22 protein-coding genes are annotated in these 26,986 nt (G+C 70.1%); 12 read left to right on the top strand and 10 right to left on the bottom strand.

All coding sequences use genetic code 11. The features are described from left to right. The first annotated feature begins 97 nt into the window (after positions 1-97). Positions 98-2,227, top strand: coding sequence for a cellulose binding domain-containing protein (locus ACFY32_RS25205; protein WP_390675328.1), 2,130 nt, complete (start codon positions 98-100; stop codon positions 2,225-2,227). Between the two features lie 263 nt (positions 2,228-2,490). On the opposite strand, the gene ACFY32_RS25200 is transcribed toward ACFY32_RS25205, so the two are convergent. The 6 genes from ACFY32_RS25200 to ACFY32_RS25175 all read right to left on the bottom strand — a co-directional run bounded on the left by ACFY32_RS25200 (position 2,491) and on the right by ACFY32_RS25175 (position 8,572). Further along, the gene (locus tag ACFY32_RS25200) at positions 2,491-4,389 is read right to left on the bottom strand and encodes a glycoside hydrolase domain-containing protein (protein WP_359198157.1); all 1,899 of its coding nucleotides are present in this window, start codon (positions 4,387-4,389) and stop codon (positions 2,491-2,493) included. Positions 4,390-4,474: 85 nt separating this feature from the next. Next, complete coding sequence (locus ACFY32_RS25195; RefSeq protein ID WP_359198159.1) at positions 4,475-4,675, bottom strand: hypothetical protein; 201 nt, start codon at positions 4,673-4,675, stop codon at positions 4,475-4,477. Between the two features lie 275 nt (positions 4,676-4,950). Beyond that, a complete protein-coding gene (locus ACFY32_RS25190) occupies positions 4,951-5,190 on the bottom strand; it encodes a hypothetical protein (RefSeq protein ID WP_359198162.1) in 240 nt (79 codons plus the stop codon). Between the two features lie 106 nt (positions 5,191-5,296). Next, positions 5,297-5,479: a hypothetical protein gene (locus ACFY32_RS25185; protein WP_359198165.1), complete on the bottom strand. Its 183-nt coding sequence runs from the start codon at positions 5,477-5,479 to the stop codon at positions 5,297-5,299. 77 nt (positions 5,480-5,556) lie between these two features. Next, positions 5,557-5,730, bottom strand: a complete 174-nt coding sequence (locus ACFY32_RS25180) for a hypothetical protein (protein WP_359198168.1) — start codon at positions 5,728-5,730, stop codon at positions 5,557-5,559. A gap of 271 nt (positions 5,731-6,001) precedes the next feature. After that, a complete protein-coding gene (locus ACFY32_RS25175) occupies positions 6,002-8,572 on the bottom strand; it encodes a S8 family serine peptidase (RefSeq protein WP_390675327.1) in 2,571 nt (856 codons plus the stop codon). Between the two features lie 648 nt (positions 8,573-9,220). On the opposite strand from ACFY32_RS25175, the gene ACFY32_RS25170 reads away from it, so the two are divergent. Then, the gene (locus ACFY32_RS25170; RefSeq protein ID WP_390675326.1) at positions 9,221-9,985 is read left to right on the top strand and encodes a BTAD domain-containing putative transcriptional regulator; all 765 of its coding nucleotides are present in this window, start codon (positions 9,221-9,223) and stop codon (positions 9,983-9,985) included. Positions 9,986-10,187: 202 nt separating this feature from the next. Here the strand turns inward: ACFY32_RS25170 and ACFY32_RS25165 are convergent, their stop codons facing one another. Further along, entirely contained in the window at positions 10,188-11,123 is a 936-nt protein-coding gene (locus ACFY32_RS25165) for a LysR family transcriptional regulator (RefSeq protein WP_390675325.1), read from the bottom strand. 195 nt (positions 11,124-11,318) lie between these two features. Between ACFY32_RS25165 and ACFY32_RS25160 the strand changes: the two genes are divergently transcribed. The 9 genes from ACFY32_RS25160 to ACFY32_RS25120 all read left to right on the top strand — a co-directional run bounded on the left by ACFY32_RS25160 (position 11,319) and on the right by ACFY32_RS25120 (position 23,132). Continuing rightward, positions 11,319-12,542: an NAD(P)/FAD-dependent oxidoreductase gene (locus ACFY32_RS25160; RefSeq protein ID WP_359198178.1), complete on the top strand. Its 1,224-nt coding sequence runs from the start codon at positions 11,319-11,321 to the stop codon at positions 12,540-12,542. Between the two features lie 45 nt (positions 12,543-12,587). Further along, a complete protein-coding gene (locus ACFY32_RS25155; protein WP_390675324.1) occupies positions 12,588-13,481 on the top strand; it encodes an alpha/beta hydrolase in 894 nt (297 codons plus the stop codon). Positions 13,482-13,794: 313 nt separating this feature from the next. Then, positions 13,795-17,559, top strand: coding sequence for a helix-turn-helix domain-containing protein (locus tag ACFY32_RS25150; protein ID WP_390675323.1), 3,765 nt, complete (start codon positions 13,795-13,797; stop codon positions 17,557-17,559). A gap of 606 nt (positions 17,560-18,165) precedes the next feature. Beyond that, positions 18,166-18,933 carry a helix-turn-helix domain-containing protein gene (locus ACFY32_RS25145; protein ID WP_390675322.1) on the top strand — a complete coding sequence of 256 codons (768 nt, stop codon included), beginning with the start codon at positions 18,166-18,168 and terminating at the stop codon, positions 18,931-18,933. Positions 18,934-19,037: 104 nt separating this feature from the next. Further along, positions 19,038-19,226: a hypothetical protein gene (locus ACFY32_RS25140; RefSeq protein ID WP_359198189.1), complete on the top strand. Its 189-nt coding sequence runs from the start codon at positions 19,038-19,040 to the stop codon at positions 19,224-19,226. A 134-nt stretch (positions 19,227-19,360) separates the two neighbouring features. After that, the gene (locus tag ACFY32_RS25135) at positions 19,361-19,924 is read left to right on the top strand and encodes a MauE/DoxX family redox-associated membrane protein (protein WP_359198192.1); all 564 of its coding nucleotides are present in this window, start codon (positions 19,361-19,363) and stop codon (positions 19,922-19,924) included. Between the two features lie 18 nt (positions 19,925-19,942). Then, complete coding sequence (locus ACFY32_RS25130; RefSeq protein WP_359198195.1) at positions 19,943-20,491, top strand: hypothetical protein; 549 nt, start codon at positions 19,943-19,945, stop codon at positions 20,489-20,491. Beyond that, positions 20,488-22,392: an ABC transporter ATP-binding protein gene (locus tag ACFY32_RS25125; RefSeq protein ID WP_359198197.1), complete on the top strand. Its 1,905-nt coding sequence runs from the start codon at positions 20,488-20,490 to the stop codon at positions 22,390-22,392. The genes ACFY32_RS25130 and ACFY32_RS25125 overlap by 4 nt, the downstream gene beginning before the upstream one ends. After that, a complete protein-coding gene (locus ACFY32_RS25120) occupies positions 22,389-23,132 on the top strand; it encodes a S26 family signal peptidase (protein ID WP_390675321.1) in 744 nt (247 codons plus the stop codon). The genes ACFY32_RS25125 and ACFY32_RS25120 overlap by 4 nt, the downstream gene beginning before the upstream one ends. Positions 23,133-23,263: 131 nt before the next feature. Here ACFY32_RS25120 and ACFY32_RS25115 read toward each other — a convergent pair whose 3' ends face one another. Beyond that, complete coding sequence (locus tag ACFY32_RS25115) at positions 23,264-24,010, bottom strand: SAM-dependent methyltransferase (protein WP_390675320.1); 747 nt, start codon at positions 24,008-24,010, stop codon at positions 23,264-23,266. Between the two features lie 17 nt (positions 24,011-24,027). Then, positions 24,028-24,297: a hypothetical protein gene (locus tag ACFY32_RS25110; protein ID WP_390675319.1), complete on the bottom strand. Its 270-nt coding sequence runs from the start codon at positions 24,295-24,297 to the stop codon at positions 24,028-24,030. A 673-nt stretch (positions 24,298-24,970) separates the two neighbouring features. On the opposite strand from ACFY32_RS25110, the gene ACFY32_RS25105 reads away from it, so the two are divergent. After that, positions 24,971-25,705 carry a D-Ala-D-Ala carboxypeptidase family metallohydrolase gene (locus ACFY32_RS25105; protein ID WP_359198209.1) on the top strand — a complete coding sequence of 245 codons (735 nt, stop codon included), beginning with the start codon at positions 24,971-24,973 and terminating at the stop codon, positions 25,703-25,705. Positions 25,706-25,943: 238 nt separating this feature from the next. On the opposite strand, the gene wrbA is transcribed toward ACFY32_RS25105, so the two are convergent. After that, positions 25,944-26,549, bottom strand: a complete 606-nt coding sequence (gene wrbA / locus ACFY32_RS25100) for an NAD(P)H:quinone oxidoreductase (RefSeq protein WP_359198212.1) — start codon at positions 26,547-26,549, stop codon at positions 25,944-25,946. Positions 26,550-26,986 lie beyond the last annotated feature (437 nt).

Genomic DNA, 26,986 nt, shown 5'->3' with positions numbered 1-26,986 from the left:
CGTCCCATGCGTTGACAGGGGCATGACCCACCTCTCATCATGGGAGCGCTCCCACCTCTTTCCGCCCGTCCCTGCCGTCGGCCCCGGGAGAATCCCCATGCCCTCACCGCACAGTCCCGGTCGGCTCCGGCGGTTCCGCCCTCGCCGTCTCGTCCGCACCGCCGCCCTGGCCGCCGCGCTCGCCCTGCTGTCTCCGCTCGGCACCGCCGACGTCGTCTCCGCCGGTACGCGGGAGGAGCCCGCCGCGGACGTCGACGTCCAGGTTAACGCGCAGGCGTCGCTGGGCCGGCTCACGGACACGGCGCGCGGGGTCAACGCCGCCATCTGGGACTCCCACATGAACGACCCCGAGGTCGTGTCCCTGATGAAACAGGCTGACGTGGGAGCGATGCGCTACCCGGGCGGCTCGTACGCCGACATCTACCACTGGGAGACGCACACCGCGCCCGGCGGATACGTCGCGCCCGGCACCGGATTCGACGCCTTCATGAGCACGGTCCGCGCCACCGGGGCCCAGCCGATCCTCATCGCGAACTACGGCTCGGGCACGCCCGAGGAGGCGGCCGGCTGGGTCCGGTACGCGAACATCACCAAGCGCTACGGCGCGAAGTACTGGGAGATCGGCAACGAGATATACGGCAACGGCCACTACGGCAGCGGCTGGGAGCACGACGACCACGCCGACAAGAGCCCGCAGGAGTACGCCCGCCAGGTCCGCGCCTACGCCGCCGCGATGAAGGCCGTAGATCCGACCGTCAAGATCGGCGCGGTCCTCACCGAACCGGGCAACTGGCCCGACGGCGTGGTCGGCCAAGGCGATCTGGGCGACTGGAACCACACGGTGCTCTCCCAGGTCACCGACGTCATCGACTTCGTGAGCGTGCACTGGTACGCGGGCGGTTCCGACACCACCGCCGACGCCGCCCTGTCCCGGCTGTCCCGGCTGCCCGGCGAGCTGCGTGAGGTGCGCAACCAGCTCGACCGCTACGCGGGCGCCGACTCGCCGCGCATCGGCATCGCCCTGACCGAGGTGAACACCAACACCGGTGGTGCCCTGCTCACCGCGCGCCCCAACGGCCTGTTCGCCGCGGACGCCTTCGCCACGGCGCTGGAGAACGGCGTGTTCAACGTCGACTGGTGGAACACCCACAACGGGCCGGGGGAGATCCACACCGTGGACGGGGAGACGGACTACGGCGACATGGGCATGCTCTCCAGCGGCGCGTGCAGCGGCGCGGTATGCCAGCCGGCCGCGAACACACCGTTCCACCCGTACTACGGCATGAAGATGACGAGCGAACTGGGAACCGCGGGTGACACCATGGTCGCCGCCGGGTCCTCCGCGCAGGACGTCTCCGCGCACGCCGTGCGCCGCCGCGACGGGCGCCTGAGCGTCCTGCTCATCAACAAGGACCCGGACGCCGCGCGGACCGTCGACCTCGCCTACGAGGGCTTCACCCCCTCCGCTGCCACGCCCGAGGTCAGCCGCTACGCACGCGGCGACAGCGACATCACCGACGTCACCGGCAGCGGGGCGACGGCGTCGCGGGTCACCGTGCCGCCGTACGGGATGCTCACCGTCACCCTCAGCCCCAAGGCCGGTACGGGGCCCGGCGCCTCGGCCGCCGGCACGCCGGGCACGCCGAAACTGGAGGCGGTCACCGACACCACGGCGCGTCTGTCCTGGGCGGGCGCGTCCGGTGCCGCCCGTTACCTGGTGCAGGAGCGCGACGGGACGCACACGTGGGTGGTCGGCGAGACCACCGGTACCTCCGTGACGCTGAGGAACCTGCCCGCGGGCAGCACGCACACCGTCAACGTGCTGGCCGCGGACGCCTCGGGCAGGCTCGCCGCGCCGTCCGGTCCGCTGACGTTCACCACGGGCACCCCGTCCGACGCCGCCTGCGCGGTGACGTACCACCGCGACACGGGGTGGGGCAACGGCTTCGTGACCACGGTGACCGTCCGGAACCTGTCGGACACCCCGGTCACCGGCTGGACGCTCGACTGGGACTGGCCGACCGGCGGCCAGTCCGTGTCCTCCGGCTGGAACGCCACGTTCGAGCAGACCGGCCGGCATGTACGGGTGACCGCCCCGGAGGGTGCGGGGCCGCTGGCCCCGGACGGCGCGTCGACGGCCTCCTTCGGGTTCGTCGGCGCCAACGACGGGCCCAACCCCGACCCGACGGCCTTCCGCCTCAACGGCGCGGTCTGCTCCGGCGGTTGATGCCCGCCGCCCCGGTCCGGGAGCACGACACCGCGCTCCCGGACCGAGGCACGGCACGCGCCGGAGGGAACCACGCGGGCGGAACACTCGGCGAGGTTCGAGGTTCGAGGTCTGGGGTCCTCGGGCGCAGGCTGCGACCGGCCCGACCGCTGCCGCAGAAGAGGTCCTGTTCGAACGCCGAACGCCCCGGCGACCTCCGTGATGATCCCCGGTCGCGGGCACCGTGGTTGCCGCGACCGTGCATCACCCGGCACCGGAGCCCGTCAGACGGGGTCGAGCAAGGTGAGACGTTCCATCGGCACGTAATTGAGCAACGCGGAGTCCCAGTGGGTCGCCCACACCGAGCCGTCGCGTGCCACGGCGAGGACCTCGACGTCGCCGGTGCCCCGGCAGCACGCGGTGACGACGTGGGCGAGCTTCGGCGGCGTCCCGCCGATCCGTCTGAGCGCGGTCCAGACGCCCCTCGTCGTTGTCAGGAACGTGTTGTAGAGCATGCCGTCGAGACCGATGACGAACACGTCGAGGAGGGTCGCCGAGCGGCTCGTTGCCGAAATACGGGACGAGGGCTCCAGCGGAACGGACCCACCGCCGATCTCGCGTGTGGCTCCCCAGAGCGACGACCTGGTCCATGGGGTGCTGTAGAGCCGGATTCTGGGATCGCCGTCGCGGCGCCCGATGAACGGGACCTCGATGAGGTCGGGGTTGGGGCTGCACGCTGCCAGGTTCGTCATCGGGTGGGCGCGGACGAGAGGGTCGCCAATGGGGAAGGAGTCGCTCCAGTTCCCGGCTCCGAGGGAGTAGGACGTACGCGGCACGGAGTCCTCACCCACCCAGAACAGGTCCAGGAGACCGGTATTGCGGCTCAGTGCGGCGAGGCCGTTCGTAGGGAGTACGGAGCGTGCGACGGGACCGGCCGGGGCCTGGAGGTGGCTGGGGGCGGTCCACGCCTGCGCCGCGTCGTCCCACCGGCTGCCCACGATGTTGTCGACCTGCCGGTCGTGAGAGAAGACCTCGGGCCCCCCGCCCTTGCGCCGGGCGATCACGACGCCCGCGAGCGGATCGACGGTCACCGCGTCACTTTCTGGTACGGCGAACTCCTGCCAGGCCCCGGAAGCAGCGTGCCGGAAGGTATGGACGTGCCAGGTGCGGTCGTCACCGCTGTCCCAGAGGGCGACTCCGGAGAGCCAGTCGGGGAGCGCCGACATAGGCGCGAAGGGGTTGAAAGAGGCCGTAGGCGTGGAGGTGGAACCGTCGAGATCGGCGTCGAGCGTGGTCACGCCCGGCGACCACGTCACCCGGGTGACCCTGCCCCGGCGCACCGCGAACGCCCCGAGCCAGTCGGCGGTCCCGGACGCGCCGACGGCGGGCCCGCCGCGCACCTCGCCGGGCTGGTTGCCGCTTTCGGGGAACGCGGGGTTGCGTACGACAGCGACATCGGCGTCGATGTTCGGGAATCCGGTGATGGGGCCTCCGGCCGGCTGCCCGACCCCGAATCGCCATTGCCGGGCGATCGCGTCCCGGTCCGGCGGCTCGCCGCCCGTGCTGTTGATGCCCGGCGTCGCGAGCACCACCTTGCCGTCCACGACGGTGACGCCGCCGGCGGTCGCCGGGAGCAGGTTGACGTTCCACACGTACAAGCCCGGGTACTCCTTGCGGAAGGCGAGCGAGGACGGGGGATGGCAGTAGACGCCGGGCCGGTATCCGAGTTCGGCGAGCCGGTGGAACCAGGCTGAGCAGTACTTCTTGCCCGCGTCGATCGGCGGGCCGCCCATCTCCCAGTCCAGATAGATCACCGAGCATTTCGGAAGGCCCGCTCTCGTTGCTTTCACGGCGGCGTCCTCGGCGTTCGCCGTCGCGATCTGCACCCGGACGTCGATCGGTCCGTCAGCGTTGCCCGGGTCCTGCTGTCCCCAGTAGATCGGCAGGAGCCCCCAAGGGGGCCGCAGGTCCGCCCACCCCTTCATCCAGCCGCCTACGGGGTTGGTGCCGATCCCGCCCATCCGGTTGTGGCCGTTCACCGGCTTCGTGACAGGTACTTCGCCAACGGCCGGCGCCGGCGAATCGAGGTACATGCCGGTCCAGTAGATGTTGGACAGGTCCCAGATCGCGTCCATCACGGGCTTGCCCGGATACTTGCCCGTGTCCATTCCGGCGTAGAGCATGAGTTGACCTTTCCTCGGACGGCACCGGGACCGGCCGGGCGCTGCCGGCCGGGTTGTGCGGGCCGGCCGACGGCACCTGGCTGTCTCACTTGAAGATGTTTCCGATGAGTCCGCCGAGACCTCCAGCGAGAATGGGGATGAGGGGGAAGAAGTCCGCCTCGACGCCAGGGGTGCCGTGCCCGGTCGCGCTGGGCAGGGCAGCCGCTCTGTCGATCGGCGGGGTTTGCTGCGGCAGATGCATGGCCGGTGCCGCCGACTGCCGAACGTGCAGTGTCTGTTCGCTCATCTCGTACTCCATTCGCATTTTACGCGTGCCGACCGGGTCCGCTCGCCTGAGGCGAGGTGTCGGCCGACGCCGCCGACGGTGTCGTGGCGACCGGTTGTGAATGTCGGCCGGGCCCTGTCGACAGGGCTGCCGTGTCGGCTCGGCCGCCCGTTCGCTCCAGGAACAACACTCGCATACAGGCGTTTCTTGGCCGTTTTTGCATCGTGTCGGTGGTGTCCGCGCGGCGAAACGTGGGGGAGAGGAACGTGAGTATGAGAGAGCATCGTTTCGCTGGTTCAGAGACCGTCCAGGGAGCCGGCCCAGTCGTTCTCGGGCTCCGGCCCATAGCCGAACTCTGTGGGGTGCGTCCAGATCCAAGGGCCGGGGTCGCCTGGATGGTGTCCATGGGCGCCACCGACTTCGTGCCTGAGTACGCTCGGCTGACCGTCGTCGTCGACAAATGCCGTCAGCACCATGAACGGCTGGAGCTGCTGTTTGCGGTCGATCACTATCTGGACCGGCAGGTTGAATGCCATGGCGGTTGCCTTCCTACGCGCCAGTGCAGTTCTGTGCACATTCAGGGTGACCGCGCCGGCCGCTACCGGGAGAGCCCGGAAACGCCGGCGCGGAATGCGGGTCGAGTCAGATGAGGACGTTCTTCAGGAAGTCGCCCAGGTTGAAGTTGGCTTGGACGCCGGAAGTGTCGTCGGTGGGAGCGGACGAGCTACGGGTGCGTTGGACCGGCGGGGCCTGCCGCGGCATTGCCAGGTGGAGGGGCGCCCGCAGACTCTGCTCGCGTTCGTTCTCTTCGTTCCACTGGATCATGATGTTCTTCCTTTCATTCTTCCCGGGTCGGCAGAACGGTTGCCTGGTCCGTCCTGCCACTGGCTGCGGTGACGAACTCAGAGGCCGAACAGGATTCGGAGCAGGCCACTGGCTTCGACACCCGGAGCATTCTTGTCGTCGGCCGCCGCACTGACCGTGCGGTCGACTGGCGGAACCTGGCGCGGCATCGCCAGCGCGGTGAACTTCCGCTCGCCTGTCCGCTGGTGGGCCGGTTCATTCCGTTCACGCATCGCGTTTCTCCTTCCTCGGTGATGATGGATCAGATGGAAATGCCTCTTGAGGCAAGGCAGATTTGGCGAGCCATACCGGTGAGGTCGGAACACCTCGCAGCTTCGACTCCCCGCCGCGTGTCATCGGGGGCTGATGCCTCCCGTCCTGTGCGCACCACCGGAGGAGCCTGGATCGGTAGCGTCGTCGTCGGTGGTTCGTTCTCTGTCATGAGAAACCTCCCTGTTCTCTCGCGGAGATGTCATCCGAGCTCTGCGCTTTTCTCTGATTCGCTCAGAAATCTCCGAGGAATCGGTGAGACGGACCCAGAGTGATCGGGATTTTTTCGTTGACGTCGACGGGGAACAGGTACGAGACCTGGGCGCGCCTGTCGTTCTCCGGGTCGATGAAGGAAACAATCACGTCCTGGCAATCCGAGCCGAAGCGCTCGAACGAACTCTTCCTGACAGTGATGGTGTCCAGCGTGTAGAGGTGATCGTTCGGGACTCCGGGGACGTACTTGGCGGACAGCATGCCCCTGGCCATCTCGTGGGCAACGGCGTAGGCATTGGTTCCCACATAGTTGCGTGCACGGTCGGCGGAGGTCTGGCCAAGGTTCTGGAAGGCGAAGTGGATCTTGTCGAGGAACGACCCTATGGTCATCCTCAACAGCTCATCCGAAACCAGGACCTTATGGTGCTTCTTGATCGAGTCCATCACGTGGTCAACCAGTGCGGTTTCGTTCCACATGAACACTCCGCGTGCGTCGACTTCCACCTCCGGGACTGTCAGCCCGTTGAACAGCTTGACCGTCCGCCCGGTCAGGACGCCGGGAATGGAAACCTGTGAGATGTAGTCGCGCGGCTTTTTCGGGCCGGCGGCAGCGTCGTGTTCACCGGTGTCGCCGCCCCGCTGCTCCTGTGCGTCGTGTGCCCCGAGTGGCTGATCTGCGGCTGCGGGTTCCTTGAGGGGCTGGTCGGCGACGTGTCCCCACATCGCGTCGCGGAAAAGCTTGTAGACCCGGGAGACCGGCGGGTAGTAGTTCTCATCGATGGGCTTGTTCGGATCGGGCGGGATGGGCTGGCGAGTTTCAGATCGCTCGAGCAGTCCGCCCCAGTCCATTCCGAAGGACGGCTCCGCAACGAGCGCGTAGATCGGAGAGCGGTTTATCTCCAGAATCCAGTGCAGCTTGTCGGAAGCCCAGGGTTCGCTGGAAAGATACTGGCGCATCTGGTATTTGTCGTAGGGATTGCCCTCTTGATAGACAGGCCGTCCCTGGGGGTCTGTCTCCTCAAGAGGGAAGCCCATGAGCTGACGGAAGCTGTCGCGGCGTGCCTCGGTACCGAAGTCGTAGTTGATCTGGCCGACCGCGTAGACCAGGGGGAGCGGGCCGTTACCCGGCGCTTCCTGGCCGTATGCGGCCCGGATTCCGGGCTCAGCGACCAAGGCGTGGTCTCCGCCCGGTTGTTGCGAGCCCTGATGTGCGGCAGATCCCGCGGTGATGTGACCGCTCGCAGCGGGTGTGGTGGCGGACTGCTGTATCTGCTGGCCCCCGCGGGTGCTGTCGGCGCTTCCTCCCGCGTGGCCGCAGCCGCAGGCGGGGGCCACGGCGGGCGGCACGGCCTCATCACCGGTGGCGATCGGTGCCGCGGCCGGTTGCCGCTGGTCTCCGGGTGTGCTCCCGTCGTTTCCTCCTGCGTGGCCGCAGCCGCAGGCGGGGGCCGCACAGGGTGGTGCGGCTTCACCACTGCCGGGTGCTCCGCCGGACGAAGCACAGGCTGCTGTGCAGGCGCAGGTGTCCTGGTACACCGGGTCGGTCTGCTGTGACGAGCCGGGATGCGGACGGTTGGTTTCCATTGCGTAAGCTCCCTCACGTGCTTGTCGGTGCTCGCTGTCGTCCGGCTGCCCAGCGGCCATGACCGGTGCCCGAGTCCGGGCGACGGCGCCTTCCGGTTCGCTGGTCAGTGCGGTATCTGGGTCGGCCGTGCTTCCTCGGGAGATCAGGGTGTAGGCCCGGGGCACGTTCAGACGGCCGGCGAGGTAGCGGCGGCAGTGCGGTGCTTCCTCGGGGGCGCATTCCGGCACTTCGGCAGCGGTGATGATGGCCTGGCCCGCCGCCAGGGGATCAAGCGGGCGTCCCTGTCTCAGTTGCTCGGCTACCAGCAGGGCGGCGACCCCGCTTACGGCCGGGGTGGCGAAACTGCTCCCGGTCAGGGCCCTGGTGCCGCCGCCGGGGACGGCGCCGATGATGTCCTGCCCTGGCGCGACCACTCCGTTGTCGCGGTATGCCGAGCCCCAGTTGTTGAACTCCAAAGGATTTCCGTCGGCGTCCGTCGCACCGACGGCAAGTACGGACTGTGTCGCCGCCGGCGCTTGGTGACAGTCACAGCCGTCGTTTCCCACCGCGGCGACCACCAGCACTCCGCGGTCCGCGCACATCCGCAGAGCCCTGTCGAGTATGACCTCGGACTGACCGTCCGTCGTGCGTTGGCCCCCGCTGATGTTGACGATGTGCGCGCCGTGCTGGACAGCCTGCTCGATGGCTCGGGCCAGGTCCAACTGGGATACTCGACCTTCCGTGTCCCGGAAGACGGGAAGGCTCAGTCCTCGACACCGGGGGACCATGCCGGTCACCTCACCGGCCGACCGGCCGAACAGCAAGCTGGTCACATGGGTACCGTGCAGGGACATCAGCCCTTGACCGGCACCCTCCTGCACCAAGGTGTTCAACCGCGTCAGGTCCGCGCCCTCGAAACAGGGGTGGGACAAGTCCACCGGGCCGTCCAGCACCGCGACGCAGACTCTCGCGTCACCGAGGAGCTCGTCGCTGGAAGCGAGACCGTTGAGGACTGAACGAACTTGCATCTAGCCACTCCTCCGTCCATTTCGGTACGACCTGAGGTGGCTTGTTGGTTCGACTGTTGCAGCCCGCTGTCGACCGGCCGCCGCGGGCGGATGCCGATGGTGTTCACGAGCCGTTACCGAGGTGTGGTCCCAGTCGTGCACCACGCTGTTCAGGGGCCGAGTGGCAACGAGACCGACAATGCGTGAGAACGTCCGTACGGCGCCGCCCGCTCCCTGCTCGCGGCCGCTGCACGCCTGCGGACGACCGGCGAGCGCCGCTCCGGGACGAATCGGCGTCCCCAGCGCATCCCGTCGGTGTCCAGAAGTCGTTCCTGCCGCGTTGTTGCAGGCCAGCAGGTCAGCGAAGGGACGCGCAGCAGGTGCGCACGGCAGGTACTCGTCGCACAGTGGTGAACATGCCGGGAGGTCGCGGCACCCCGCTCCGCGAGAGGAAGCCCCGGGATCAGCTCGTTCGCTGACCGCGTTCCGTCGCGCGCCGGCGGCAGCGGTGCCTGCTTGGCTCCACGCGATGCCGGGTCCGGGTCGCCGCCCGACCGACGTCAAGGCCCGTCAAGCAGGTCCTCCTGGGGTGTTTGCGCAGACCAGCAGGTGCCCAGACCGACGCAGTACGGGTGCAGACCAGGTGCACATGACAGTGACGATTGCAGAGTGGTGAACGTGTCGCTCCCTGATTCGGGTCTCCAGATTCTGAAGCCCTTCGAGTTCACCAACGCCGGCCGCCGTATGCCCGTCCCCCTGGGCGCGCGGCGTCTGCTGGCGTTCCTGGCACTGCAGAACGACTGGGTGGACCGGACCTCGACCGCCGAACATCTGTGGCCGGCATGCACCCCCTTCAGGGCGGCGGCGAACCTCCGCTCCGCCCTGTGCCAGAGCCGCAGAGCGGCGACGCACACGGTGATCGACAGCAGCGACCAACGCCTGAAGCTCGCCCCTTCGGTCAGAGTCGACTTCCATGAGATGCGGGAGGCGGCGCGCCGGACGATTGAGGGGCCGGTCCCGCGTACGGAGGACTGGAACCGCCTGGTGGGCGACCTGAGCCGGGAGCTGCTGCCGGGGTGGACGGAGGACTGGTTGGACCTGGAGCGGCAATGGTGGGACCAATTGCGCCTGTATGCCCTGGAGAGCCTCGCCCAGCAACTGAGGAACGATCACCAATACCTCGACGCCCTGCAGGCCGCACTCGCAGCGATCGCCGTTGACCCCTTCCGGGAAACCCCCCATCGAACAGCCATGGAAATACACATCGCCGAGGGCAATATCGCCAGCGCCATCAAGCGGTATCACGACTACCGCGCCTTTTTGCAGCGAGAACTCGGGGTCACACCGTCACGGCAGATGACCGACCTTCTGCACGCGGTGCTGGAGAAACGTCTGGTCGGCGGGGCCGCCCACATCGACGGGGTGGGGCGCTGAGCAGCCGGGGACTCCGGCTGCGGGGGACCGGCACGATGGTTGGACCGTCGGCCTTCGGACGTATCCGGCCCCCGGCCTCGGCCCGGACCGCGCGGCCCGCGCCTCCGTAGGACCGGGCTTCCGCCCCCTCAGGGCCTGTCGGGGCATCAGCAGGCGGAGTTCCGTCGCCAGTCGGGCGCGGCCACGCCTCTGCTGCGCCTCGTCACGCCGGTGAGCGGGCTGGTCCAAACGGCAGGCCCTGTGACTGCTCCACGATCCGTCCCGCCTGCGAGGCCATGTGGCGCAGCCAGGTGTGGGCGGGGTCCCGCTCGTGCGCGGGGTGCCACCACAGGGACTCCAGCAGGTCGCCCAGCTCGAAGGGCAGTGCGGCGACGGTCACACCCTGGCTCGCCGGGCTCAGCCGGGCGATGCGCTCGGGCATCAGGCCGATGCGGTCGGTGCCGCGTACCAGATGCGGCACGGACAGGAAGTCCTCCGTGGTGATCGAGGACCGTACGCGCACGCCCTCCTGGGACAGGCGCGGCATCGTGGAGAGCGCCGAGAACGGGTGCTGGTAGGCGAAGACCCAGGGGCGGCCGGACAGTTCCTCCCGGTCCAGCGGGCGGTCGGCGGTGTCGGAGGAGACCACGCAGACCCAGCGGTCCCGGTAGAGCTGCAACATGGGCATGTTCGCCAGGCCCCCCTGCGGCAGCACGATCGCGTCCACGGCACGCAGGAGGTCGGAGGCCCGCTGCACGAACTGGGCGGTGCTGTGCTGGAACGTCAGACGCACCCGCGGCGCCTGCCGCTGGACCAGGTCGGCCAGGACCCGTCCGAAGACCGGCAGGTGGCAGTCGGCCACGACGAGGGTGAACTCGTGCTCCGACTCCTCGGGGTCGAAGTCGGCGCGGGTCTGGAAGACCCGGTCCGTCCAGCTCAGGGCGAGGGAGGTCTGCTCGGCGAGACGCTCGCCCAGGGCGGTCAGCTCGTAGGAGTTGCCGACGCGGGTCAGCAGTTCGTCGTCGAAGTGCCGACGCAGCCGGGCCAGTGCGGCGCTCAGGCTCGGCTGGCTCAACCCCAGCCGCTGGGCGGCCCGCGTCACGCTGCGTTCATGCAGCAGGGCGTCCATGGAGACGAGCAGGTTGAGGTCCGGGCTCACGTCCCACCCCTTCGTAGGGCATCAGCTTCATCTATAACGGACATCAGTGAATTCAACTTCCCTGATGGAACAATGCCCGGCAAGACTAGGGCACCGCGAGTCCTGGAACGCAGCCGCACCGGACTCCGCGTTCCCGGCCGGGTGTCGTGCCCGCCGCATCAACGCGTGGAAAGTCTCAGAAGGGCAGGGACGCCGATGTCCTCGTTTCACGTACTCATAGCCGGCGGAGGAATAGGAGGCCTCTGTCTGGCCCAGGGATTGAAGAAAGCCGGCATAAGCTGCGCCGTCCATGAGGCCGCCCCCGGCATCACGCGCACCGGATACCGGCTGCACATGAACGCCACCGGCGGCGGAGCCCTTGAGGAGTGCCTCCCGGGGAATCTGTACGAGCTGTACATGCAGACCTCGCGGATCAAGCCGCGCCGTGAAGTGTTCGTCATGCTGGACAGCCAGTGCGAGGAACTCGGCGCGCGCCCCCACCTCGGACCGCCGAACGACCCCGACCGCCCGCACACCGCGGTCAACCGGCGCACGCTGCGCCAGATCATGTACACGGGCCTGGAGGACATCGTCCACTTCGGCCACACGGTCACCGGATACGAGGAGGACGGCGACCAGGTCCGGCTGCTCTTCGCCGACGGCACCTCCGCCACCGGCGACGTGCTGATCGCCGCGGACGGGCTCCACTCCCCGGTCCGCCGGCAACGACTGCCCGACATCCCGACGTTCGACACCGGGATGCGGAGCATCGGGGGCTGCGTCCCGCTCACCGACGACCTGGCCGCCACCCTGCCCGAGGCCCTGTTCGACGGCTTCGTACTGGCCCGTTCGGCGGACGGGGTCACCTTCTCCTTCGGCGCCTGGCAGCCCCGCCGCCCCGTCGCCGAGGCCGTCGCGGAACTCGCCCCGGACGCGGACGTCGACCACGTCGAGCCGTACATGATGATCCACTGCGGTTTCCACGAGGGCAGCCCCTGCCTCGCCGGCCTGCCCGACCTGTGGAGCGCCGGTCCCGAGGAACTCCACCGCGTGATGCGCGAGGCCGTCCGGGACTGGCACCCGGCCGTCGTCGAACTGGTCGAGCGCGTCGACCGGTCCACCCTCGCGCCCATGTCGGTACGCCGCCTGGAGCCCGTCGACACCTGGGAGACCGGCCGCGTCACCTTCCTCGGCGACGCCATCCACGCGATGCCGCCCTCCTTCGGCTCCGGCGCCAACACCGCCCTGCGCGACGCGTCGTCCCTGGCCGGGGCCCTTAACCGGGCGGTCAACGGGGGCGGCGACCTGCTGCGGGAGATCGCCGCCTACGAGGACGGCATGCGCGCGGAGGTCTGGCCGATCTTCCGCGCCTCGGCCGACCCGCGCTCCTTCAGCCAGGCCGACTTCCTGCCGGACGACGTGCCCGTCGCCGGCCGCTGACCCACCCGCAACCCCCGCACACCCACGTACCTATTGGAGAGCACCATGCCCGTGGTCGAGGACATCGAGTTCACCGTTGACGGCATCACCCTGCGCGGCTGGCTGACCCGCCCCGACGACACCGAGGGGCCGCTGCCCGTCGTCATACTGCAGAGCGGCCTCGGCGGACCGGCCGAGTCCATGAAGTTCCAGGCCCAGGGCTTCGCCGAGCAGGGCCTGGCCTGTCTGACGTACGACCACCGCTGCACCGGCTACAGCGGCGGCGAGCCCCGCCAGCAGTTCGACCCCTGGCAGCAGTGCCGCGACCTGCGGCACATCATCACCCACCTGACCCTGCGCGACGACATCGACGGCGACCGCGTCGGCCTGTGGGGCGTGAGCATCGGCGGCGCCAACTCGATGTTCGTCGCCGCCACCGACACCCGGGTCAAGGCCGTCACCGCGGTCATCCCGCCGGTCAGCGGCTGGAGCGCCCGTACCCTCCAGCCCGCCGACACCCTCGCGGAACTGGAGGCGCTGATCCCCGTCGACCGGCAGGCCCAGGCGAAGGGCGAGCCGGCCCGGACCATCCGGCTGCACGGTGAGCCCGCGCCCGGCGACCCGGTCATGTTCAGCGACGAGGAGGGCCTGGAGTTCGTCGAGAACATGATCCACAACCTGCCGAGCTTCAAGAACGCCATCACCGTTTCCACCCTGGACCACCTCTTCGAGATGGAGGTCCGTGCCTACGCCGAGCGCATCGCCCAGCCCACCCTGATGATCCTCGCCAGCGAGGACACCGTGGCTCCGGTGGAGGAGGCCCGGGAGATGTTCGCGCGCATCCCCGAGCCGAAGGAACTCATCGAATATCCGGGCCAGCACTACGAGATCCTCTCCCACCACTTCGGCGAGATCGTCGCCCGCTCCGCGAAGTGGATGGCCGAGACGCTCGCCCGGTAGCACCGCGCACAGCTCAACGACGCCGCGCGCCCGGCCCGTACGCGGCCGGGCGCGCGCTGGTCATGGCCTGCGTGTGGCCTCTGCTTCGCCGTGGGGCCCGGATGGTGCGGTGCCGTACGGCGAAGCAGAGGCACTCCCCCCGGGAGCGGATCGTTCGCCGCTCGTGTCACCGATTTCAGCGGAGCCGGCCATTGTTCAGCACGCGCTGGCGGCGGCTGAACAATGGCCGGAGGCGATCTCTGTACGGGCCGGGCGCGGCGGATAGGTTGCCTCCCGGTGCGGTCCCGGGGGACACCTTGCAGGGGGTGGTGTGGTGGCGGGGCGTCGTGAGATGCCGGTGGACCCGGTGGCGGGACCGGTGCAGCGGCTGGCCTATGAACTGCGCAAGCTGCGCAGCGAGGCGGGCGGGCTCACCTACCGGGTGCTGGCGCAGCGGACGGGGTATTCCGTCACGGCGCTGTCGCAGGCGGCTGCGGGTCATCGGTTGCCGACGCTGCCGGTGGTGCTGGCCTACGCCGTAGCGTGCGGGGGTGATCCGGCCGAATGGGAGGCCCGGTGGAAACGGACCGTTGACGCGCTGGCCGCCACCTCGGACCGTGCGGAAGACGGCACAGGGACGGTACCGCCCTACAAGGGGCTGGCGCGGTTCGAGGCGGAGGACCGGGAGCGGTTCTTCGGCCGTGAGCGGCTTGTCACGCAGTTGCTGGAGTTGCTGCGCCGGCGGCGGCTGGCGGCCGTGTTCGGTGCCTCGGGCAGCGGCAAGTCCTCCCTGCTGCGCGCTGGTGTCATCCCCGCCCTGCAGCAGAGCCAGGATGCGGCTCTGCGTCCGGCCGTCATCCGCATCCTCACCCCCGGCGAGCACCCTGCCCGCACCCACGCCCACCTGCTCGCCCCCGGCCCCACCGATCCCGGACCCGGAGGCGCGGCCGGGGCCGGGCCCGGTGGAGCGGACACGTTCGTGGTCGTCGATCAGTTCGAGGAGGTCTTCACCCTCTGCCAGGACCCCGGCGAACGTTCCCGGTTCATCGATCTGTTGCTGGCCGCCTGTCAGCCCGTGAACCGGTTGCGGGTGCTTGTCGCGGTGCGGGCGGACTTCTACGGCCACTGCGCCGGACACCCTCGTCTGGCCGAGGCACTGCGCGACGCCCACCTGCTGGCCGGTCCGATGAGCGCGGCCGAAGTGCGCGAGGCGATCGTCAAACCCGCTGCGGCGTCCGGTCTCAGCGTGGAGCGGGCGTTGACCTCCCGCCTGGTGGAGGAGGTCACCGGCGCACCGGGCGGGCTGCCGTTGCTGTCGCACGTACTGCTGGAGACCTGGCGCCGCCGCCGCGGCAGAGTACTGACCCTGGCGGCCTTCGAGGCCGCCGGCGGCCTCGAAGGCGCTGTCGCCCAGACCGCCGAGGACGTCTACACCCGCCTCACCGGGGACCAGGCAGCCGCGGCTCGCCGGGTGCTGCTGCGTCTGGTCACCCCCGGCGACGGCACCTCCGACACCCGCAGACCCGCCCCGTACGCAGAAGTGCAGGACACCGGCGAAGAAGAGACCGCCCAGGTGGTGGAGGCTTTCATCCGGGCGCGGCTGCTCACTCTGGACGAGGGCACCATCGACCTGGCTCATGAAGCACTGCTGAGCGCCTGGCCCCGCCTGCGGGCCTGGATCGAGCAGGACCGGGACCGCCTGCGCGCTCACCGGAGCCTCACCGAAGCCGCGCGTGTCTGGGAGGAACTGGACCGCGATCCCGGAACCCTGTACCGCGGCATCCGCCTGGCCGCCGCCCGGGACCACTTCGGCCCCGGGCGGTCGGAGGATCTCACCACGGCGGAACGCGCGTTCCTCGACGCCAGCACGGCCGAGCACGAGGAGGAAGAACGTGCTGCGGTACGGGCCGCCCGCCGGCTGCGCATGTTCACGGCGGCGCTGTCCGTCCTGGTGGTCCTGGCGGTCACGGCCGGTCTGCTGGCCTGGCAGCAGAGCCGGGCCAGCGACCGGCAACGCCGGGACGCCGACGCCGCGCGGCGCGCCGCCGTCTCCCGCGAGTTGGCCTCCCGGTCCGCCGCTCTCATCGGCACGAACTCCGATCTCGCCGCGCTCCTGGCCGTGCGGGCCTACCGCACCAGCCCCACCGAACAGGCCGCGCAGAGTCTGTACGCCGCGGCGGCCGTGCCATTGCGCCGACGCCTGACCGGCCATCAGGACTCCGTGCTCTCGGTGGCGTTCCGCTCCGACGGCCGTCTGGTGAGCGCCGCCGACGACGGCACGCTGCGCCTGTGGGATGCCACTGCCGGTCAGCTCCGCCGGACCGTCCCCGGCAGCGCCTACAGCGCGCCGGTGTTCGCCCCGGACGGCCGCCTCCTTGCCACGGCGGGCTACAGCGGCGGGGTGGAACTGCGGGACACGGACACCGGCCGGGTCCGCAAGCGGCTGGCCGCGAAGGATTCCGACACCACTGCGGTGGGGTTCAGCCCGGACGGCCGTACTCTCGCCACTGGCAGCCGGTCCGGTACGGAACTGTGGGACACGCGCACCGGCCGACGCCGTGCCGCTCTTCCCCCGCACACCCGCGTACCCCTCTCAGTGGTACCGGACCCCCCGGACACAGGCGGAGTCCGGTCCTGGGGGTTCAGCCCGGACGGCCGTACTCTCGCCACCGGCGGGAACGAGGTGGAGCTGTGGGACGCCCGCACCGGCCGGCACCTGAGGAGTCTGCCCGGACCGGTCTCCCCGGTGGATCTGCTGGCCTTCGGCCCCGACGGTCGTACCCTCGCCACCGGCAGCGATGACGGGGTGGAGCTGTGGGACACGCGCACGGGCCGGCGGCGCAGCGTACTGACGCAGTACACCGGCCCGCTCTCGTCCATGGCCTTCAGCCCCGACGGCCGTACCCTGGCCACCGGCAGCCACGATCACACAGTCCGCCTCTGGGACACCGGTTCCGGCCGTCTGGACAGAAGCCTGACCGGACACACGGGCGCGGTCTTCACCATGGCCTTCAGCCCCGACGGCCGCACCCTGGCCACCGGCGGTGCCGACCACACCATCAGGCTGTGGAACATGCCCGACAGTCCCTCCCGCACCCTCTTCTCCCGGAATCCCGGACAAGCAGTCGTCACAGTGCTGGCTCCCGGCGGCCGCACCGTCGCTACCAGCAGCACCGGAAAACCGGCGGTGCGTCTGTGGGACACCGTCACCGGACGTGTGCGTGCCGGCCTGCCAGGGCCCGGAAAAGCGGGCCCACCCGCCGTACCGGCCTTCAGCCCCGACGGCCGGGCCTTCGCCACCATCAGTGCCGCACGCGGCATCGAATTGTGGAACCCGGCCACCGGCCGACGCCGCGAGGTCCTGACCCAGTACATCGACAAGGCGTACGCCCTGGCCTTCAGCCCCGACGGCCGCACCCTCGCCGCCAGCAGTCGCGGTCGCGGAGTGCAACTGTGGGACCCGGCCACCGGCCGTCTGCTCAGCAGCCTGACGGTGTCCGACAGCGCAGTGCCCGCATTGGCCTTCAGCCCCGACGGCCGCACCCTCGCCACCGGCGACGCGGACGGTTCCGTGACTCTGCGTGATACGCGGGGCACCTCTGCCGGCCGCACTCTGACCGGCCACACCGGAGCGATCGTCGCCCTGGCCTACAGCCCCGACGGCCGTACCCTCGCCACCGCGGGAGAGGACCGCACGATACGGCTGTGGGACCCGGCCACCGGCCGCACCCGCGGCACCCTGCCCGGACATACCGCACCTGTCAACGCACTGGCCTTCAGCCCCGACGGCCGCACTCTCGCCAGCGCGGGCGAAGACCGCACCGCACGGCTGTGGGACCCGGTCACCGGCACTGCGCGGGCCACACTCATCGCACATACCGCACCCGTCGGCACACTGGCCTTCAGCCCGGACGGCCGCACCCTCACCACCGCCGACGCCCAGAGCACCATCCGGGTCTGGAACGCGGTCCTCCCCACCCCCACCACGGCGATCAGCAGCATCTGCCGAGCCGTCCACCGCGACCTCACCGCGCAGGAACGCTCGCTCTATCTGCCGGACCAGCCCACTACCCGACCTGGAGAACCGCGCTGCTCCTGACGGGGGCCCGGACCCGTCCCTGCCTGTCGCGGCGGCGAACGACGCGGCGGATCGACCGGTACCTCAGGATGCCCCGCCATGCCCCCACCCGCGCCAACCGCTCCGCCGAGCAGTGCGACAGCCGCCGAACTCGATGACGCGAGTGGCGAGGGGGGGCCGCTCCGAAGCAGGCGGAGGGGTGTTCTGCCACCGTGCTGTCCGGGACGACGCGATTGTTCGCACGGCGGACCGGGCTGCGCAACAACGCGGGCGGCGTGGAGAGTCGGCACCAGCCCGGACATCCCCTTGTTGTCCGGGACGGCGGACGGCCGTTGATCGGTCTGCCGCCGGTCAGCAGGCTCTTACTGACCGGCCCCGCCCGACGCGGCACGGGGTCCCGGCCCGGTGACGCCCGCCGGCGTCCGCGCAGCGACACCCTCCCGGCGCTTTCGCGCCGTCCACCTCCAGACGAGAGGACCGACCGTGCGGTATTCGGCATGCCCCGAAGGGACATGGGAAGTGGCATCCGCGTTACCTCATCCCCGGCTGCGCCCGGGTGTGACCTGTTACCGAGGATTCCGGCTGAGCCTGCGTCGGCCGCGCAAACGCCTGGAAGTGCCTGCGGGTATGACGGTCCTGTTGATCGTCTTCGAGGAGAAACTGAGGCTGACCCGAACAGCGGACCTCTCGGACCCGGTGGAGGCGAACGCCTCCACCCCCCTGCTCTGCGGCCCGCACACCAGCGCCCGAACGGGCGAGCACGACGGCCGCCTGTCGGGGGTGGAGGTGGCTTTCGCTCCCTGGGCCGCGTTCACCCTCTTCGGCACGGCCCTGCAACCACTGGCGAACGAGGCGGTCGGGCTCCACGAACTGCTCAGCACCCGCGCCGACGACCTCACCGACGCGCTGGCGTCCGCCGTGGGCTGGAGGGACCGTTTCGCCCTGCTGGACACCGTGCTCTGGGAGTGGGCGCGGCGAGGCCCGGAGCACTCGGCGCGTGTGGCCTGGGCCTGGCAAGAACTCGCCCGCAAGGCCGGGGCCGTCCCCATCCCGGCGCTCGCCCGGAGGGCAGGATGGTCACAACGGCAGATGGAAAAACGATTCCGGGAACAGATCGGCCTCACCCCCAAGACCACCGCCCGGGTCTTCCGTCTTCAGCGGGCCCTCCAACTCCTCGTCAGCGGACTCTCCTCGGCCGAGGTGGCGGTGCTGGCGGGCTACCACGATCAGGCCCACTTCGGCCATGAGTGCAAGGCGATGACCGGTCACGCCCCCTGCCGCTTTCTCGCCCGCCGGGCCGCCGGCGGGCAGGACCCCTCCTTCACGGACCGTTTCGAGGGGCAGGCCACCGGCGTACTGCTGCCCGCCACCGCCCGAGCCGAAGGCGCCGCCTGACGGAGGGCGGATTCCTACAAGACGTCACCGGCCGACTGGCGAGAGCCTCCTGCCGCGGGCGCTTCCGGCCCGTACCGGAACGGATCAGGCGAAGGAGTACGGACATGTTCAAGAAGTTCGAATCAATGGGGGGCCGCCTCCTCGACCGGCTCGTCCCCAGGGTCGACGCGTCGGCCGGCGAGCAGCAGTGCTGGAGCTGGCCGGCCTGCTGGCAGTGCCAGAGCGTGTGCGGCTATCACGCCTCCTGCTCCCGCTGCGACAGCGCCCCCAACTACTACATCTGCGACTGCTGAGCCCGCGCCCTCGACGGGGCGCACACCGAGGAAGGCCCAGGCGGCAGAGCACCGGGACCGGGTCCCGGTGCTCCTCGACCCGCGGTTCCCGTGCCGTGGAACGACGGCACGGACAACGACACGGAAGGGTTGCGGTGAACTATCTGGAGCTCGGGACCCGCTCCCTGATCGGGGCGGTGTTCCTGGCCTCGTCCCTCAGCAAGACCGTGGGAAGAGGCGCGTTCGGCGCCTTCGTGGCTTCGCTGCGCGGTCTGGAGCTGCTGCCGGCGAAGGCATGCCGACCGATGGCCCTGCTCGTGATCGTCGCCGAACACGCCGCTTGGCTGCTGCTCCTGGTCGGGTGGTCGACGGCGGTCGTCGTCGCCGGATTCCTGGTCGCGGCAGGACTGCTGGTGGCCTTCGCGACAGCGATCGCCCTCGCGGTGCGGCGAAGCGTCCGCCAGCCGTGCCGGTGTTTCGGCGCCTCGACGACCCCACTCGGTGGCCGGCACATCGTGCGCAACGCCATCCTCACCGCCGTCGCGGTCCTCGGCGTCGTCACCGCGCCGGCGACAGGCACACCGCAGGACTCCGGCGGGACGGCCATGGCCGTCCTCACCGGCCTGCTGCTGGGCGCGCTGGTCGCCCTGCTCGACGACATCCTCGAACTGTTCCAGCCCCTCGGCTCCGGCCCCGGTACCGCCCGGAGACTGCCCTGACCCAGGAGGAGAATCCCGATGCCTTTCCTGATCGCTGCCCTGACGCTCGTGGGTTCGCTGTGCCTGCTCGACCTGATCCTCACGGTAGGGGTGATCAAACGGCTGCGCGAACACACGGAGCTGCTCGCCAACGTGGGCGGTGCGGGCAACGGCCGAGCCTCGATCACGGTGGGCGAGGAGGTCGGAGACTTCGCGGTCTCCACAGTGGATGGTGAACGACTCGCCCGTGACCTCCTGGCCGGTGAGACACTCGTGGCCTTCTTCTCACCCACCTGTCAGCCCTGCAAGGAGAAGCTGCCCAAGTTCCTGGAGTACGCAAGGACGCTGCCCGGTGGCCGCGACCGGGTGCTGGCGACGGTGGTCGGCGACGCCGAAGCGTCCGCCGCGCTGGTCGCCGAACTGACGCCGGTGGCGCGCGTGGTCGTCGAGGAGTACGACGGGGCGCTGAGCGCCGCGTTCCAGGCCAAGGCGTACCCCACCGTGCTCAAGGTCGCCCGGGACGGTGCCGGGCGGCTGATCGTCACGGATGACGACGTCCGGCTGAATCTTCCCGCCTTCACCGCATGAGCGACCCCATGGCCGAGCAGCCGCAGGGGCGGGCCGGCGCGCGGCGGCCGGCGTTCGCCGCGTGCTCGCTCGCCGTCCGGGCAGCGCCCGGCCCGCTCGCGCTGTACACGGCGCTGACCCTGACCGGGGGCCTGCTCCCGGTGGTGATCGCGTGGCTGACGAAGCTGGTACTGGACCAGCTTGCCGGCGGTGCCGCCCTCGGCACACTGACCGGCCTGGGAGCGGGGCTCGCCCTGTGCGGACTGGTCGCCGGAGTGACGCCCCAGGTGACCCGGTACCTGCGGGCAGCGATCGACCGTGAAGCGGGGCTGGTCGCCCAGGACCGCCTGTTCACCGCCGTGGAGGGATTCGCAGGACTGGGCTGGTTCGAAGACCCGCGTTTCCTCGACCGCCTGCGCCTTGCCCAGCAGTCCGCCGGGACAGCCCCCGCCCTGGCTGTGGACGGAGTCCTCGGCATGGTCCGGGCGGCCTTCACCATCACCGGCTTCCTCGGCTCTTTGCTCCTGCTCAGCCCGCTGATGACCGTGCTGGTGCTCGCCTCGGGAGTGCCGACGCTGATCGCGGAGATCGCGCTGTCGCGGAGGCGGGCCCGCATGTTCTGGGACATCGGCCCGGTCGAGCGGCGGGAGTTCTTCTACAGCCAGTTGCTGTCCAGTGTGGAGGCGGCGAAGGAGGTGCGGCTGTTCGGCGCGGGCGCCTTCCTGCGACAGCGGATGCTGACCGAGCGGCGTACGGCCAATGCCGCGAAGCGGGCCATGGACAGGCGCGAAGTGCTCGTCCAGGCAGGACTGGGACTGCTCGCCGCCGCGGTGTCCGGTGGCGGGCTGCTGTGGGCGGTAGGCGCAGCCCGGACCGGGGCGTTGTCCGTGGGAGGCATCACCATGTTCGTGGCCGCGGTCGGCGGGGTGCAGGGCGCGCTCGCCGCGCTCGCCGCCGAGGTGGCTCGCTCCCACCAGGCGGTGTTGATGTTCGGACACTACGAAGCGGTCACCACGGTCGGCCGGGACCTGCCGGTGGTCGCCGTCCCGCGCGCACTGCCGGAACTGCGTGACGCGATCGAGCTGCGGGACGTGTGGTTCCGCTACTCGGAGGAACACCCCTGGGTGCTGCGCGGCGTCAGCCTGCGCATACCCCACGACAAGGCAGTGGCACTGGTCGGGCTGAACGGCGCCGGAAAGTCGACGTTGGTCAAGCTCCTGTGCCGGTTCTACGACCCGACACGGGGGGCGATCCTATGGGACGGAGTGGACCTGCGCGACACCGATCCGGCCGAACTGCGGCAACGGATCGGCGCGGTTTTCCAGGACTACATGGAATACGACATGACGGCGGCCGACAACATAGCCCTGGGTGCCCTGGGAAGCTCCGGCAACCCGGAGGACACCGACGACGATCGCGCGTCGATCCAGGCCGCGGCGGAACGGGCGGGCATCCACGACAAGCTCGCCGGCCTGCCCCACGGCTACGACACGCTGCTGTCCCGGATGTTCTTCATGGAATCCGACAAGGACGATCCGGCCACCGGCGTGGTGCTGTCGGGCGGCCAGTGGCAACGGCTCGCCCTGGCCAGGGCGTTCCTGCGGGACGAGCGGCACAAGCGGGACCTGATGATCCTGGACGAGCCCTCGGCCGGACTCGACGCCGAGGCCGAGCACGAGATCCACGACGAACTGCGGCGGCACCGCGCGGGGCGGACCAGCCTGCTGATCTCGCACCGGCTCGGCGCCGTACGCGAGGCCGACCTCATCGTCGTGCTCTCCGAGGGCCGTGTGACCGAACGGGGAGACCACGCCACCCTGCTGGCATCCGGTGGGGAGTACGCCCGGCTGTTCACACTGCAAGCCTCCGGCTACCAGGCCGGGGCGGAGGCGGAACCAGCCTTCACCGGAGGAAACCCATGACCACCGAGCGACCGCCCGCCGGGACGCGGCGGGTTGCCGGCGCCACCAGGGTCGCCCTGCTCCGCGGAACACCGGCAGTGCTCCTGGGCCTGGGCGGCCGAATCGTCTCGGCGTTCCTGGCGCGCGGGCTGGTCGCGGTGACCGTGCGCGGGGCGAGCATGGAACCGGCGTACCACGAGGGTGACCGGGTCCTCGTGTGCCGTCACCCGACCCCCCTGCCGGGCCAGGTGGTCGTGGTGGAACGCCCCGGTACCGGGCCGGTTCCCGGCTCCGGCTGGCACCGCCCGCCCGTGCCGCGCACCGCTCGGACGTCCACGATCACCGAGCGGCAGTGGCTGATCAAGCGTGTGGCGGCCGTACCGGGCGACCCGGTCCCGCGGGACCGGGTCGCCGCCCTGGCCGAAGTGCCCGAAACCCGGGTCCCCGCCGGCAGCCTGGTCCTGCTGGGCGACAACCAGGAAGTCAGCTTCGACTCCCGGCAAGTCGGCTACTTCCCGACGGAACGCGTGCTGGGGACCGTGCTGTGCCCCCTGCCCCGCAGGGCCAGCCGGACAGGCGACACAAAGCCGCCTGTCCCTGCGGAAGCCAGAAACGCGGAGCGGAACAACATCGCCGAGACGTTCCAGGCCGCCGCAGCCCGGAAAGCCGGCGGCCGGCACGGACTGGCTCGCACGCGATCCCGGATCGGCGCCCGGCTTACCCACCCGACGAATCCATCGAGGCCGCCCACGCCCGGCTGATGGGGCAGCCGCCTGCTGCCGACGGCTCGACGATGGACGGCCCTTGCCGTCGGCTTGATCGCCGCGGTGGTGAAGTGTCCCGAGCGGGACCCGGACAGTCTGATGTCCGGGTCCCGCTCGGGACAGCAGAGTCAGCGCTTCATGAGGGCGAAGACGCCCCAGCCGAGGTACTCACGCCCGTAACGGGCGTAGCGGGCGGGCTCCGTGGTGAGTTCTTCCCGCACTTCGCGGGCGAGTTCGTCGTCCGGGTTCTCATCGAGCCAGCGGCGCATGCTGAGCCACTGGGCCGCGGCATAGCGGTCCCAGCTCTTCTGGTCGGCCAGCGTCATCTCCACGACGTCGTACCCGAGCTTCTGGAACTGCTCGATCAGAGCGGGGAGGAGCAGGAAGTCGGAGACGGCGGTGGCGTGGCATGCCTTGCCGGTCTCCTCGTCGGGCGGGGTCTGCCGCCAGAACGGCTCGCCGATCAGCATCATTCCTCCCGGGCGGAGACTGCGCTGGAGCAGCTCAGTCGTTCCGGCGACACCGTTGCCGATCCAGGTGGCACCCACGCAGGCGGCCAGATCGACCGGCTCGTCGGCGACATGCCCGGCAGCGTCACCGTGGAGGAACTCGACCCGGTCGGCGACGCCGAGTTCGGCGGCGCGGGCCTGGGCCTGCTCGGTGAAGAGCGTGCTGATGTCGACTCCGGTGCCCGTGAAGCCCAGGTCGCGGGCCCAGGTGCACAGCATCTCGCCCGAGCCGCTGGCCAGGTCGAGCACCCGGGTCCCGGCGGGGAGGCGGAGGGACTCGCCCAGGGTGGCGAACTGGTCCGCGGTCAGCGGGTTGTGGATGCGGTGGTTGCCCTCGCGGATGGTGAAGATGCGGGGAAGGTCCATGACCGTGTTCCTTTCCGTCATGCCTTGAAGCGGGGGGACTGCTTGAGGGCGCGCACCTGACGCGAGATCTGGGCGAAGGTGTGCTCCAGGCCGTCGCTGCCGCGCACCGCGCCGGTGGCCAGGAGGTCCGCCGGACCGGCCGGACGGACGGCCACCCGGTCGCCGGTACCGGTCTCGGCGGCGACGTCGCACAGACCGCGCTCCGTGTCCCAGCCGTAGTCGGCCAGCGTCAGGACGCGCGAAGGATGGGGGAGAGCAGACGGGTGTGAAGCGTGTTGGTGAAACAATCGAAGAGACCCTTGAGAGGGGGTCTCGCCGGACGGCAGACGTACCGGAACCACTCCCGGAGAGGGGAGGCCGGCAGAGGAAAGGTCAGGCCGAGACCCGAGAGATGCGAACGAGTCGGGCACCGCAGCCAGCGGTGGTCACCACGACCGTCATCACGCATCTCCTCCGATCTCCAAGAGTGGCCTGATCGCCACTTCCGCGGGAACCGTAGCATCCTCTGCGTACCTCTGCGCCGGCCGGGCATGGCGGGGGCTGTCTCATCAACAGCGCTTCAGCCATCTCGGAGCCGTTCCCGGAAGACCTCCCGCGGGTCATGGCCGCCGGCGCCGGAAAGCCGGGCACCGCGATCCGGCCGCCGACGACTACGGCGTGCCCATCGCCGCCGTCGCCCGCCACCGGGTCGAATCCCGGAAGTCTCGATCGAGCCCGGCTGAACCCAGGGCAGCAGCACGCCGACAGGACGGGCCGGAAGTCACCGCGCGGCTGATGCCGATGTGCTCGCATGAGCCGATCCCCGCGATTTCTGGACGCGCGTGCTCGCTCCGGCGGCGAGCGCGGCGGTCGTTCACCACCCGGCCACGGACGCGCCGTTGACGCGCGTAGCGCTTGGGCTCAGGCTGGGCTGATCGCCGCCGAGCGAGCGGCGGTCGCACCGACGAACCGGAGGTCTGGATGTTCAGACGGATCGCACAGCTTCTCACCTCGATTGTCATGATCGCGTCAGGCGTTGTGGTCGGCGTGGGCGCCACCGCGGGCACCGCACATGCCGACGAGTGTTACACCTGGAGCCGCACCCTTTCGCAGGGCGCCTCCGGCAGCGACGTCACCCAGTTGCAGATCCGGGTCGCGGGCTGGGTGACGTCCGGCGAACGTCTCTCCTACGACGGCCAGTACGGCGCCCGTACGACCGCCGCCGTGCGCAAGTTCCAGTCCGCGTACGGCCTCGCCGCCGACGGGGTCGCCGGGCCGGCGACCTTCAGCAAGCTCTACGCGCTGCAGGACGCGGACTGCACCCCGGTCCACTTCTCCTACGCCGAGCTCAACCGCTGCAACTCCGACTGGTCGGGCGGCGCCGTCTCGGCGGCCACCGCCAAGGCCAACGCGCTGAAGACCATGTGGAAACTGGAAGCGATGCGTCACGCGCTCGGCGACGTCCCGCTCACCGTCTCCAGTGGCTTCCGGTCCTACGCCTGCAACAGCGCCGTGGGCGGCTCGTCCACCAGCCGCCATCTGTACGGCGACGCCGCCGATCTGACCGGTTCCCCCACACTCTGCCGGCTCGCCCAGCAGGCCCGCACGCACGGCTTCTCGGAGATCCTCGGTCCGGGCTATCCCGACCACAACGACCACACCCATGTGGCGCTCGACCCCTCTCCCTACTGGTCCGCCCCCACCTGCGGCATCTGACGGACGCCGTCGGGGCCGGCCGGAGGCCGTGCGCTCGGACCCGGGTCACTCGGGGCGACCGCACACCACCGCCGGCCCCGACCGGGACGACGGGTATGTGCGCCGCACCGCACTGACGCCGAGCCGATTCCGAACACCACGCCGCAGGCGCCGCGTCCCCGGACCGGGTGACGCGGCGCCTGCGGCGGCAGAGGGGACCGGCCGCTGATGGCCGTACCGAGCCGGTGCCGCTCCGCTGTTACGACATCCGCAGTCGTTCCGCGATGTCGGCGAGGTGGCGGCCCTGGTAGCGGGCGGCCTCCAGGGTGGCCGCGTCCGGGGTCTCTCCGCCACCGCCGGCCCAACTGGTGCCGTAGGGATTGCCGCCGGCCGCGAACAACAGCGGGTCGGTGTAGCCGGGCGGCACGATGACGCATCCCCAGTGGTAGAGGACGTTGTTCATCGAAAGGATGGTGGACTCCTGGCCGCCGTGGCGGTTCATGGCCGAAGTGAAACTGGTGGCGGGCTTGTTGTGGAAGACGCCGGCCTGCCAGAGGCCGCCGGTCAGGTCGATGAACTGCTTGAGCTGGGACGTCACGTTCCCGAACCTGGTGGGGCTGCCGAAGGCATAGGCGGTCGCCCACTCCAGGTCTTCCAGCGTCGCCTCCTGCACCTCGTTCTTCGTGGTGTCGACGTGCGCGCGCCAGGCGGGGTTGGCGTCGATGGCCGTATCGGGCGCCAGTTCGTGGACGCGCCGCAGACGGACCTCCGCGTTGCGTGCCGTGGCGCCTTCCGCCACCGCCTTCGCGAGTTGGTGAACGTTTCCTGTGGCGCTGTAGTAGATCACGGCGACACGCACACTCATGACACACTCCTGAGCACAAACGGACAGCGAACCGGAACCCTCACTGTCGCGCCGACGCCCCGCGTCGACAGATAACACGCCGCCACGTGAGCCGCTGTCCGCCGAATGCATCATCGCGGGCCGGCCATTTCGGCACCGGACCGCGGGCGGAGGAGACGATTCCGTAACCGTCTGGCCTGCTTTTGATCATGCCGTTACCCCTGAGTCCGGCCTGTTCTCCGGGGTGGAGCAGGATGAGTGCCCCACCCGCCTGCGGCCCAGGACCGTTTTCTCCTCGGGCCCGCTGCTCAGAGGACCCGCCCTTGCTCCACCGAACCGCGCGCCTGATGCTGGTGCTATCGGCACTAGTCTTCTGAGTCAGGAATCCTGTTCAGATGTGTAGGGTTGCCTGGTGGCACGTACTGGGCGGCCGAAGGCCGAGTTGATCCTGTCGGATG

The sequence above is a fragment of the Streptomyces sp. NPDC000134 genome (genome assembly GCF_042899225.1).
Classification (GTDB): domain Bacteria; phylum Actinomycetota; class Actinomycetes; order Streptomycetales; family Streptomycetaceae; genus Streptomyces.
Note: the sequence above shows the minus strand (reverse complement) of the source record. Positions and strands in the feature narration are given on the sequence as shown.